Genomic DNA, 11,717 nt, shown 5'->3' with positions numbered 1-11,717 from the left:
GAACACGCCGACACGCCCGAGCTGCAGCAGCGCTGCCTGAAAATCTGCGAGATCGGCGCACAGATGCGCCTGCTCTACACCACCGCGCTCTATCACGACTACGTCGCCCAGGAGATCTCCCTGCCTGAACTGGGCATGGCCGCCTGAGCCCGCAATAAAACGAGGCCGGGCGCATTGCCCCGGCCGCTCCCCCCCTCACAGACCGCTTGCGGAAACGTTGTATGCCGAAAGTCGTATTTCACAAGAACGGCCAGACCTTCGAGGACGAGGTCAAGCCCAGCACCAACCTGGTGGTGCGCGCGGGGATCAAGCAGTTTCCCTATCCGAACCTGCGCTACGAGTGCGGCATGGGCAAATGCTCCAAGTGCGCCTGCCGCGTGATCGCCGGCGGCGAGCACCTGCCGCCTCCGAACTGGAAGGAAAAGAAGCAACTGGGCGAGCGGCTGGAACAGGGCTATCGCCTGACCTGCCAGATCTGGCTGGAGCACGACATCGAGCTCAGCCAGGACGAGTTGCCGGTGGAGAACGCCACGGCGAGCAGTGTGGCCAACGTTGCGCAAGCTTGCATCCCGGCCAGCCCGCAGTAACACCAGCAACCACCAGGCAGCGCAGTCATGTACGTGATACTCAGCAGCAAACCGGGGCAATTCAGGACCGAACTGGTCGAGGGGCTGGTGGCCGTCGAGGCATACGACTATCTCTTCTACGGCCGCAAGACCGCGCACTTCGTCATCGCCGAAATGGCGCATCCGGTCAAGGTGAAGGTGATAGAGGAATCCGGCCAGGATGCCGATGCCGCCAGCCGGCAGGCGCCGGCCATCAATTACGTGCCCTCGAAATTCCTCGACAAGTTCGACACGCTGCAGGAAGCCCGCGACGAGCTCAAGCGCCTGTCCACCTTCGGCAGCATGGACATCTCACTGGTAAGGCGTGAATAGCGCGCGCTGAATAAACCGAGTATGGCCGGCATAGCGCCGGGCAGCCCCCTCATGCAATCGGATCGTTTCCATGATTGAAATCACCTTTGTCAGCAACGGCGGCAAGGTCGTCAGCGCCCCCGAGAACAGCAACCTGCTGCGCGTTTCCCTGCGCGAGAAAGGCGGCATCCCCTTCAAGTGCGGCGGCGGCCTGTGCGGCACCTGCAAGTGCAAGATCGAACGCGGACTGGCGTTCACCGACGCCATCAAGCCCAAGGAACGCAAGCATCTGACGGAGGCGCAGTTTGGCGAAGGCTACCGCATGGCCTGCCAGACCTTCGTCAACGGCGATATCAGCGTGTCCTGGGAAGTCCAGGTGAGCCCGGCGAAGGCCGTCGGGACAGTCGCCGGATAAGTGCGCCAGTCGCCGTGTCCTGCCCGCCCCGGCGCAGGCACGGCACCCGGCCGCAACGTGACGCAACGCGCGCATGGCGGCCATGAAGGGGAACTGCCGCGCACTTGCGCGCAGGGCGGCCACGCCATGGGTTGCCGCGCCGGTGCCAGGCCAGCTACGATGCCCCCTCGGCACAGACCGGCGGCCCCCACCCAGCCACGCCGGCACAGGAGACAAGCCCCAAAATGGAATCACATATCGCCCTGGGCGCGGCCCACTGGGTCTACCTCGCCGGCGTCCTTGCCATCGTGCTGACGATGGTGTTTCGCGCCAACGTGGTCGTGCCCGCGATCGTCGCGACCTTCCTCGTCACGCTGGCCTGGACCCATAGCCCGGTCAGTGCGCTGGCCAGCATCTTCAACGCCAGCTTCGTGGCGGCGCGCGAGTTGTTCAATATCTTCCTGGTGATCGCGCTGATGACGGCGCTGCTCAATTCGCTCAAGGCGCTGCGCTCCGACGTGCGCATGGTGGAGCCCTTCCGCGCAGTGATGAAGAACGGCCACGCTGCCTACTTCATGCTGGCCGCCATCACGTACACCATCTCGCTGTTCTTCTGGCCCACGCCTGCCATCCCCCTGGTATCCGCCATCCTGCTGCCCGCCGCGATCGCCGCCGGCCTGCCGCCGCTGGCCGGCGCCATGGCGATCGCCATCGCGGGCCAGGGTACCGCGCTGTCGTCCGACTATGTGATCGGGGTGGCGCCGGGCATCAGCGCCAAGGCAGCCGGGGCCGCGGTCAGCGCCGCCATGGTGGCGGACCGCGCGCTGGTGCTGTCGCTGATCACCGGCGGCATCGCGCTCACGATGGCTTATTTTTCCATCCGCGCCCAGATCCGTCCCGCCAATGCCGGCCACCTGGCCCGCTGGCAAGGCCGCGCGCCCGATGCCAGCCTGGCCGGCACCGAAGCCGCCGGCAGCTTCGACAAGAGCGCACTGGCGCGCGGCACCGCGCACGACGAGCCGCTCGGCACCGATGCCAATATCGCGCGCAGCCTGTCGATGGTGGAGCTTCGCCAGATCAAGTGGTCGAAGGTGTTTGCCGTGCTAACGCCGTTAGCGTTCGCCGCCGTGATCGCATTGATGGTCGTGCCCAGGCTGGGCCTGGGCGTGGCCGAACTCAAGGGCGGCGAGGCGGCCGCCATGGTCGGCGGCATGGCAGCGCTGCTGATGATCCTGTGCACGCTGGCGGCCGAGGGCCCGCGCAAGATGCTGGATGTCAGCGCGGAGCACATCACCGATGGTTTTGTCTTTGCCTTCAAGGCGATGGGCTCCGTGCTGCCGATCGCCGGCTTCTTCTTTATCGGCGCGGGCGATACCGCCGGCGCCATCCTGCACATCGGCCCCGGCCATGCGCCGAGCCTGCTGTTCGAACTGATCCAGGGCGCCGGACAATGGATTCCCAACAACCACGTCATGGTGGCTTTCGGCGTGCTGCTGGTGGGCATGATCACCGGCATCGACGGCTCCGGCTTTGCCGGCCTGCCGCTGACCGGCACGCTGGCCGGCGCGCTGGGCCCGACCGTCGGCATCGACGCAGCCAYGCTGTGCGCGGTGGGCCAGATGGGCGCGGTCTGGACCGGTGGCGGCACGCTGATTGCCTGGTCCTCGCTGGTGGCCATCACCGGTTTCGCGCGCGTGCCGGTGCTCGATGCGGTGCGGGCGTTGCTGATACCGGTGCTGGCGGGTCTTGCCGTATCGACGATGTGCGCCGTGGTGCTGTGGCGGTGAGGAACCGCTCACGCATGCCGCTGCGTCAAACCCGATTGAAACGAATCTGATTCCCCTGGAACGCCACGCATGAGAACGACAGCTTTCGCCAATCCTGCCGCCACCCCTGCCATCGCCGGCGGCGAAGGCGTGCGCGCCGCGCACTGCATGGTCGCCACCGGCCACCCGCTCGCCGCCGAGGCCGCGCTGCAGGTACTGCGCGAAGGCGGCAGCGCCATCGACGCGGCGCTCGCGGCCGATGCCATCCTGGGCGTGGTGGAGCCGATGGCCACCGGCATCGGTGGCGACATGCTGGCCATGATCGTCGAGCCCGATGGCCACGCCGTGAGCTACAACGGCACCGGCCGCGCACCCGCCGCGTTCCCGATGGAGGCGCTGGCGGCACTGCCCAGGCAGCGCATCCCCGAACGCCACGCCCTGTCGCTGACCACGCCCGGCGCGGTGCGCGGCTGGGAAGACCTGCACCGCCGCTACGGCCGGCTGGAGTGGAAGCGGCTGTTCGCCCCCGCCATCGCGCTGGCGCGCGACGGCTTCGCGGTAGCGCCGGTGGCGGCGCGGGAATGGGCCTTGTTCGACCGCGTGCTGCATCAAGATCCGGTCTGCGCCGCGCTGTATCGCGCTGGCCGGCCCCCGGCCGCCGGCGAAACCTTCAGCAATCCGGAGCTGGCCGCCACACTGGCCGCTATCGCCGCCGAAGGCGCCGATGCCTATTACCTCGGCAAACCCGCCCAGGCCGCCGAAACGGCCAGCCGCCATGCCGGCGGCGCGCTGGCAGCGGCCGACTTCGCGGCCCACCGGGGCGATTTCTGCACCCCCGTCTCCACCGGCTTTCGCGGCCTGACGATCCTCGAATGTCCGCCCAACACACACGGCGTCGCCATCCTGCATGCGCTGGACGAACTGGGGGAACTCGATCCCGCCATGCTGGCGCAGGACGATCCCGCAGCCGTGGTACGTACCGTGCAGGCCATGGGCCGCGCCATGCGGTACGCCAGCGAAACCGTGGCGGACCCGGCCGGCAACACCGTCTGCACCGTGGTGGTGGATCGCGACGGACTGGCGGTCACGCTGATGACCAGCATCTTCAAGCGCTTCGGCTCGGGCATTGCCGTGCCCGGTTGCGGCTTCGTGCTGCAGAACCGCGGCTTCGGCTTTGCGGGCCCCGGCCATATCAACAGCCCTGCCCCCGGCAAGCGCCCCTATCACACCGTGGTGCCCGGCGCGGCGCTGCGCGGCGGCCGCTTGCACGCCGGCTTCGGCGTGGTGGGCGGGCTGATGCAGCCGCAGGGCCAGCTGCAGTTGCTGGTCAGGCTGGCCGCCTGGCACCAGCCGCTGCAGGCTGCGCTCGACGCGCCGCGCTGGCGCCTTGAATCCGATACCGCCCTTGCCATCGAAGCCGGCATGCCGCCGGACATCGTGCGGGCCCTGCGCGAAGCTGGCTACGCGGACCCCGCCGGCCTGGGCGAACTCGGTGGGCGCAGCGATTTCGGCGGCGCGCAGATCGTCATGCGCGACGCGTCGGGCGCGCTGCTCGGCGCCTCGGACAAACGCAAGGACGGCATCGCGCTGGGCGGGTAGAGCCCCGCCCGGCGCGCAGGCCGCACGACCGGCCTGACCAAAGGCGCCCTAGGCGAGCGCCTTCCGCTCTTCCTTCCGCCCCTCCTTGCTCTCTTCTCTCCGCGCCTCTTTCCTCTCTTCCTTGCGCCGCCCGTACCAGCCGCCGATCACCAGCAGCAGCGCCACCGCCACGATGTCGCCACCCAGCGCGATGGGCCGCGAAGGCCGCCCGCCGGCAATGCCGTGGGTAAAGCCCTCGATCACCACCGACACCACTGCGCCGAAGACAAAGCAGAACAGGCTGTGGCGGCCGATCTGCACGACCGGCCCCATCACCGATGCCAGCCGCGCCACCCAGCCCGCGCGCACCGCGAGGTAGCACAACCAGGCCAGCCCGAGAAAGCTCACGATGCGCAGCGCCGCCAGGCTCTTCTTGGGCAGCGGGAACACCATGGTCGGCAGCCACGCGGGCAGCCACGGCTCGTACACATGCGGGCGCATCCACAGGTAGGCCAGCAACACGCAGGCCAGCGTCACCGCCACCGCCAGCCCTGTCACAACCCAGCGCACCAGCGCCTGGCGCGGCAGGATGATATCGGGCCGCAGGCGCGCCATCAGGCCCAGGCCGAACAGCAGTTGCCAGGCGAACGGGTTGAAGCTCCAGCCATTGCCATCGCTGCTCGGCAGCAGCGGGGTGAGCATCGGCGCCATCAGCCAGAGCAACGCGCTCGCGCCGACAAAAGTCAGCGGCATGGCCCGCGCCATACGGATTGCCAGCGGCGCGAACAGGATGAAGACCGCGTACATCGGCAGCACGTCGGAGACAAAGGGCTGCCGCGCCACGCTGAACACCTCGATCAGCGTGCTGAACGGATGCGCCATGAAGACCGGCGCCTCCGTGGAACGGATCGCCGGCGCAGGCACCCGCGCCAGCGCCAGCAGCAAGCCGAAGACCAGCATCAGCACGCCGGTCAGCACGAACGCCTTGTAGATCTCCCAACTGCGGCGGATCAGGCGGTTCTGCGCGGCGGATGCGCCATGCCGCGCCTCCATGGCTATGTAGGCCGCCCCTGCCGAATAGCCGGCCAGGAAGACAAAAATCTCCGCCGCGTCGAAGAACGCGAAATTGCGGATGGTGTAATCGGCCAGCACGCTGCCGTTCACGTGGTCCACCACAATGAAGATCAGCGCGATGCCGCGAATCAGGTCAACCTCAGTTCTGCGCTGGGTTTCGATCTTGGACAAAAGCAACTCCTGGAATACCTGGCAATCCGGGGCCCCGACAAAGCGTCCGGATGTCTCCGAGGCCACCAATCCCTGGCCCCTGTTTATTCAATATGTATGGTTCAGCACCCGAACGCGGCCGGTTGGCGTTCAGCATGCTGCTGGGCCGTCACATGGCTTTGTCCCTGAATACCGGAAAAAGTGCGACGGACGTGCACGCTGGCGAGGACGGCAAACAGCCCTGGCAAAGCGGCGCCAGGGCGAGATGATACGGCATATTGGGGATTACCCTAGGGAGAGGCAGGAGCCAGGGTGCGGGAAGAGCCTGCCCTGTCGTTCCAGAGGGATCGGCTATCATCGGCCTCATAACACCGCGCACAAGCCGAGGACCACAACAACGCGCTATCCGACCGGACTCGTGATTTCCATCAGGCGTGCGACAACAGGGCCTTCCTGTTCTATGTCGTGTTCGGCGCCAACGCCTGGGACTTCGTCACATCGCCGGGTAGCTCAAGGACATGAAGGCAATAACCAGGAGGAGACATGGATATGCAAGGCAGGAAAACGCAGGGGATGTCCCGGGAGCGGCTCGACCGGGTCGAACGTTTCGTCGACGAAGCCTATGTCGCGACCGGCAAGCTGCCCGGGGCCCTCATCCAGGTGTGGCGGCGCGGCGAACTGGTCCTGAACTCGGCGCTGGGCCTGGCCGACCGCGAGCGGCAGGTTCCGTTGGCCGAGGATTCGATCTTCCGCATCTACTCGATGAGCAAGCCCGTCACCTCGGTGGCAGTCATGATGCTGGTCGAGGAATGCAAGATCGCCCTGGACGATCCGGTCGGCAAGTACATTCCGGCATGGGAAAACCTCGGTGTCTACAACGGCGGCTTCATGGAGAGCTTCCAGACGCGCCAGGCTACGCGCCCGATGCTGGTGGTCGACCTGCTGCGCCACACCTCCGGCCTGACCTATGGCTTCCAGCAAAACACCAACGTCGACGCGGCCTACCGCAAGCTGAAGCTGGGCGAACTCGCCACCGACGGCACGCTCGACGACATGATCGAAAAGCTGGCCAAGCTGCCGCTCGAGTTCTCGCCGGGCGAGGCCTGGAACTACTCGGTCTCCACCGACGTGCTTGGCTACCTCGTCGGCAAGGTCAGCGGAATCCCTTTCGAGACCTTCCTGAAAGAACGGATATTCGATCCGCTAGGCATGGTTGATACCGCCTTCCACGTGCCGGAAGAGAAGGCCTCGCGCTTTTGCGCCTGCTACGCCGTCGGCACGCTTGGTTCGAAGGTGGTATCCACGCGCGAGCCGGTACTGCAGGACGATCCCCTCACCAGCCCCTACCTGAAGCCGCCCGGCTTCATCTCCGGCGGCGGCGGCCTGGTGTCGACCGCCGCCGACTACATGCGCTTCGCGCGCATGTTGCTGCAAGGCGGCGAACTGGACGGAGTGCGTCTGCTGGGGACGAAAACGCTGACGCTGATGACATCCAACCATCTACCCGGCGGGGTGGACCTGCCACGCATGTCGCGCTCGATGTTCAGCGAGGCCAACTATGATGGCGTCGGCTTCGGACTCGGCTTCGCCACCACGGTGGCGCCGGCGGCCACCCTGATCCCCGGCAGCGCCGGCGACTTCTTCTGGGGCGGCGCTGCCAGCACCTTCTTCTGGGTCGATCCGCAGGAGGACCTGATCGGACTGTTCCTGACCCAGCTCCTGCCCTCCTCCGCCTACCCGGTGCGCCGCCAACTGCGCACACTGGTCTACAGCGCGATCACGGAGGCGGGGGGCGGAGCAGGCTAAACGCCCGGCGAGCCGTGACACACGATGTCGAGCCTGAGTTCGGATTGGCGCGTGTGTGGATGTCGTCGGCTGCCGTGCCTTCGGTGTAGCTCCGGCTGGGTCGCTAGCTCATTTTGCCGAGGTCTTCGCTACATCCCCGGTATAACTCAGGGAAGACAGCTCCTCCTTGGCTTTGTCCGGCGTCTCCAACTCCAGCACTACGCGGCCGACCATCAGGCCAATCGACGGCGAACTGCGCACGTATTTGGTTTCCCCACCATCGAGAACGAAGCTGAGCGTCTTCTCCGTTTCCGTCGATGCCGAGGCGACGTATTTGCCGGCCGGACGATCCACGAAGAAGAAGCCACCGGGCTTGGATTCCCCGACGACCTGGCTATTGAGGCGAAGGTCGGGTTGAATCGCGGCGCCGAACATGGATGCCGAGCGCAAGAAATAGATGCGACCTTCCCCGGGCTTGATCGTTGGGATAGAGGCCGCCATCTCGGAATGCTTCACACCCGACGCGCAACCCGCCATCAGGAACGATATCGCCATTCCTCCAATTACCATACGTACAACTCGTTTCATTCAATTTCTCCCAAGGTCAGGGGTACTGCGGTTGAAAGCGGGGAATAGTTTTGCTCCCCCGGCAAATAGAAGCCCACCAGCTTGTTGTCTTTGAGCACCAGGTAGGCTTCGTGGACCTGACGGCCTTCAATCGTGAAAATCGTTCCGACCGGCCGGTAGACTTCCCCTTGCGGCAAACGGCCCACCCGTTTCCAGACGGAATGCGCCGCGAGCTGGCGGGTATAACCGGTATCAAGCCGGACGAACGCAGGCGCCAAGAGTTGTATGGAGTGAGCCGCAGCCCCGTCCTGGGCGAGCTCGACGCTTGAGGGTGCCGTTGCGATCATTGGGGCGCAGCCGAGCAGCGCAAGGCTGGCGCCGAACACCGGCCAGCGGCGACGAAGACGTAGAGAAAATAATGGAGACATTATGAAATTCGTTTGAAGCCATACTTCGGGAAATGCGTGGCGGTGCCAATGGGAACCCTTGACTGCCACGTCCTGGGCCCTCTTGGCATACCCGCTCCATGTCGTCACTCACTGGCCTAGCAACTATCGGAGCTAGCCTATCTTGCTATCGAGACCGCCCGTAGTTCTGGAGTAACCCCTGGCGCCACACTGTAACCGATCGGTTTGGCCCACAATTTCTCCAGAGCAGTTTCGAATTTCCCGATGCCGTCCGCGTCACGCAAACCTATCACTGCAACATCATTGCTCTTTTCACAATAGATACACCATTCGCCAACGTCAGATGCATGCTGGGTTCATCGTCTTTATCTAACGTTCAGCCAGCTCCAGATCGCGGCCTGCGAGGACCGCTTGAACTCTCGTCGTCCCATCGGGATTAGAGAACTCTACTTCGTAGTTGCCATCGCAATAGTCTTCGATAACGTATCCGATGTCCCCCCATCTGAGCCCCTCATACGATCCCTCTCGACCAACATAGCGGACGCGGTTGTAAAGTGGAATTTTCATTAACGTCCCTTCGTAAAACCCAAGAAAGGTGTATTCAACTTCAAGCAACCATCAGCCTGCCGCCCATGTCGCCGGCAATCGCCGCCATCGCGCTGGTTAGCTGACCTTCCGGCGTCGCAAACCAGCTTGCAACGGCCGACCCGAAGCTCGTCAGCTTGTCCTTCACACCGTTCCAGCACTCATGCATGGAACAGTTGTTCAGCGCTTCGTTCTGCGCCGCGCTGGCTGCCGCGAATGGATCCTGACCGAATGCAGAGGCGATGCCGCTCCGCTGCCCACTACCGCCGCACCGATGAATGGCGCCAGGGCCGTAGATGATGCTCCGCCAATGGCACCATATCCAGCACCCGACACGTCCCACGTTGGCGACGCCCCGCAATCCTAGACGCAGCAAGGCTTCGCGGGTGGTCAGCGCCCCGATGCAGGTCTCGGGTGCAAGTTTTTGCCCCAGACGCGGTTTTTGGCCGCGCAATCCGATTTCGTTAAAAAATGCAAGGCGCGCAGGTCTAGCCAAAGGGGCAGACTTGCGATCGCAATAGAATGTGACGCCGTCCTGTGCAAGGAAGGCTCGAGGAAAGTTGACCTGGGAATCCGCGACGGGCGCCGCAGATGACCTCGTGGATTCGTCCGGTGTGTGGATGTGTGTACAACACTCGTGTTGTACACACATCTGGGGGTGGGTTAGTCATTCACTCTGCTCGTTAGTTACCCCCCTGCGAACTGAGAGCAGGCTAAGCGGGATTGCCCCACGACCCCAACCGTCCTCAAATCCGGCGGTTGACTACCGTATCAACCCTCTGTCTCAGTCGTTGCGTTGCCCAGCCTCGCGATAGCAGCGTCCGCAACGTCCCGCGAAGCTCCGATACAAGAACTGAATTTAGATCCAGCCAATCCATCGCCTTAAGTGGCCAGTAATCAGAGACAGAAGATTCGAATGCAAACTCGAGTAGAAGCACCTCTGGAAATGAGCGGGCAGCCTCCGCCAGCTCTGGACGAACTTGAACGGCGCGGCTCACGTGATCGTAAAACGCTGTCCTTCCGGTCTCGAGCAATGGAAGTAAGGGCATTGTGTCGTCAGGCTTCGAGATGGTCACCAATCGTTGTCCCACCCGAAAGCACCATTCTCCCCGTAGCCCCACTCCGAGTTCTATCCGACCTATGCTCACAAGCCAGATGTTCTGATGTTCAACACGCGGCGGAAAGATCATTCGGGTTTTCATCGGCTTCCCCAACGTTGATGGTTCACTGTAACGCCGACACGCTTCGAAAGCCATTCCTGGAACTGCTTCTCGATCTGAGGCGTCCAGTTCTGTCCATAGTGCCCACTATTCTCAGTTGTGATGATCGAACCATCTGGTGCTCGGCTGAACGTTCCACCTACGATGTTCTCGTCCTTTGCACCGATTGACTGAACAAGTTTCTGATGCGGCGAGCCATCGAATAGCCCAGCTTTGGGAGCGCCAACAGCAAAGGTACTTGTTGTCGGATCGTACACAAACTCCACACCGCCGCCCGAAGGATAGTAGTTCTTCAAAGCGCCGACCGACGTGTTGTCAGTAATCGCTATGATGCCCGGAGCAGGACCAGAGCCTGAGAAGACCGGTGCTGCCGTGCGTCCGGCAAGCTGCTCCTCAATTGCCTTAGCTACATCATTGCCTACCGACCTCGTTGCTCCCAAGAGCCCAATACCCTTGAGCGTACCCGTAAGCATCCCTTTGATCAATCCAGTGCCGATCAAGTCATCCGGCGAGAAGGTCGGCAGCTCAAGCCCCTGCGCCTTCGCCTGAGCAATCTGCCAGCTCTTGTCCAGCAGTTGGCAGTCTGTGGGGCCTCTGGCGGACCCACAACCCAGGGATGTCTTCTGATCCTGAATCCAGTTGGCAAGGGACTGACAGCCACCTCCCTCACATTTGGTCAGGCCATCGGCCAGAATGTCGTTACTCTTCTGATCCCTTTCAGCATTAATATTGGCAGCCACACACGACGTCCAGACGCCGTTCGCGCATTCCCGCTTGGCCTTCTCAAGCGTCAGCCGATCCTTGAGGCTTAGGTAGTTGTTCAGCGCCTCGTTCTGCGCCGCGCCAGCTGCCGCTGTCGCGTTCTGCCCAAGGGCCGCCGCCAGCCCACCGCCAGCCAACATCGCCGCGCCGATCACGATGGCTTGATTCAGCGAATTGGCACGGTCAGCGTTCGTCTCAATCCCCAGCGCCCCGCCAACCAGCGGCGATATCACTGCGCCGGTTGCGCCGCCAATCGCCCCTGACGCACAGTCCCCGCTGCCGGCCGCGCCCGCGACACAGCCGAGCGCCGCATGGCTGAGAATGTTCTGGAAGGAGCCTGGATCGGTGTTCGCACCGATACTATTGGCTCCCAGCGCCGCCGCCTGTGCCACCAGGCTGCCCTTGAGCGCATTGCCGAAGCTGCCACCGTTGAACGCCGTACTGACGCCAGCATTGATCAAGCCCGTGCCAACGAAGCCCGCGGCTTGCTGAGCGAGCGTCCCCGTCGCGCC

Annotated in this window: 12 protein-coding genes and 1 pseudogene; 7 read left to right on the top strand and 6 right to left on the bottom strand. The window is 64.0% G+C overall.

The features are described 5' to 3' along the window. The 6 genes and pseudogenes from AC1DT6_RS39285 to AC1DT6_RS39260 all read left to right on the top strand — a co-directional run. A pseudogene (locus tag AC1DT6_RS39285) lies at positions 1-147 on the top strand (TenA family transcriptional regulator); the annotation flags it as partial. A 74-nt stretch (positions 148-221) separates the two neighbouring features. Then, on the top strand, positions 222-587 hold the full coding sequence (locus tag AC1DT6_RS39280; RefSeq protein ID WP_441636887.1) for a 2Fe-2S iron-sulfur cluster-binding protein: 366 nt from the start codon (positions 222-224) through the stop codon (positions 585-587). A gap of 27 nt (positions 588-614) precedes the next feature. Next, complete coding sequence (locus AC1DT6_RS39275) at positions 615-938, top strand: ferredoxin (RefSeq protein ID WP_441636885.1); 324 nt, start codon at positions 615-617, stop codon at positions 936-938. 61 nt (positions 939-999) lie between these two features. After that, the gene (locus AC1DT6_RS39270; RefSeq protein ID WP_276286659.1) at positions 1,000-1,332 is read left to right on the top strand and encodes a 2Fe-2S iron-sulfur cluster binding domain-containing protein; all 333 of its coding nucleotides are present in this window, start codon (positions 1,000-1,002) and stop codon (positions 1,330-1,332) included. A gap of 224 nt (positions 1,333-1,556) precedes the next feature. Then, on the top strand, positions 1,557-3,098 hold the full coding sequence (locus AC1DT6_RS39265) for a hypothetical protein (RefSeq protein ID WP_477115527.1): 1,542 nt from the start codon (positions 1,557-1,559) through the stop codon (positions 3,096-3,098). A 69-nt stretch (positions 3,099-3,167) separates the two neighbouring features. After that, a complete protein-coding gene (locus AC1DT6_RS39260) occupies positions 3,168-4,676 on the top strand; it encodes a gamma-glutamyltransferase family protein (protein ID WP_441636881.1) in 1,509 nt (502 codons plus the stop codon). 48 nt (positions 4,677-4,724) lie between these two features. On the opposite strand, the gene AC1DT6_RS39255 is transcribed toward AC1DT6_RS39260, so the two are convergent. Then, positions 4,725-5,900: an OpgC domain-containing protein gene (locus tag AC1DT6_RS39255; protein WP_441636880.1), complete on the bottom strand. Its 1,176-nt coding sequence runs from the start codon at positions 5,898-5,900 to the stop codon at positions 4,725-4,727. A gap of 522 nt (positions 5,901-6,422) precedes the next feature. Here AC1DT6_RS39255 and AC1DT6_RS39250 point away from each other — a divergent pair. Further along, positions 6,423-7,685: a serine hydrolase domain-containing protein gene (locus AC1DT6_RS39250; protein WP_441636878.1), complete on the top strand. Its 1,263-nt coding sequence runs from the start codon at positions 6,423-6,425 to the stop codon at positions 7,683-7,685. Between the two features lie 108 nt (positions 7,686-7,793). Here the strand turns inward: AC1DT6_RS39250 and AC1DT6_RS39245 are convergent, their stop codons facing one another. The 5 genes from AC1DT6_RS39245 to AC1DT6_RS39225 form a co-directional block, all read right to left on the bottom strand. Then, the gene (locus AC1DT6_RS39245; RefSeq protein WP_441636877.1) at positions 7,794-8,252 is read right to left on the bottom strand and encodes a DUF2846 domain-containing protein; all 459 of its coding nucleotides are present in this window, start codon (positions 8,250-8,252) and stop codon (positions 7,794-7,796) included. Next, entirely contained in the window at positions 8,249-8,659 is a 411-nt protein-coding gene (locus tag AC1DT6_RS39240; protein WP_441636875.1) for a hypothetical protein, read from the bottom strand. The genes AC1DT6_RS39245 and AC1DT6_RS39240 overlap by 4 nt, the downstream gene beginning before the upstream one ends. A 348-nt stretch (positions 8,660-9,007) precedes the next feature. After that, positions 9,008-9,205: a DUF4926 domain-containing protein gene (locus AC1DT6_RS39235; protein WP_441636889.1), complete on the bottom strand. Its 198-nt coding sequence runs from the start codon at positions 9,203-9,205 to the stop codon at positions 9,008-9,010. Between the two features lie 40 nt (positions 9,206-9,245). Continuing rightward, complete coding sequence (locus AC1DT6_RS39230; protein ID WP_441636873.1) at positions 9,246-9,677, bottom strand: hypothetical protein; 432 nt, start codon at positions 9,675-9,677, stop codon at positions 9,246-9,248. Between the two features lie 744 nt (positions 9,678-10,421). Continuing rightward, positions 10,422-11,717 (bottom strand): polymorphic toxin type 43 domain-containing protein (locus tag AC1DT6_RS39225; RefSeq protein ID WP_477115526.1); only part of this gene is annotated, 1,296 nt, incomplete at its 5' end.

Source organism: Cupriavidus sp. 01L45, from assembly GCF_056399885.1.
The sequence above is the reverse complement of the archived record's forward strand: the minus strand, read 5'-3'. Positions and strand labels throughout refer to the sequence as shown.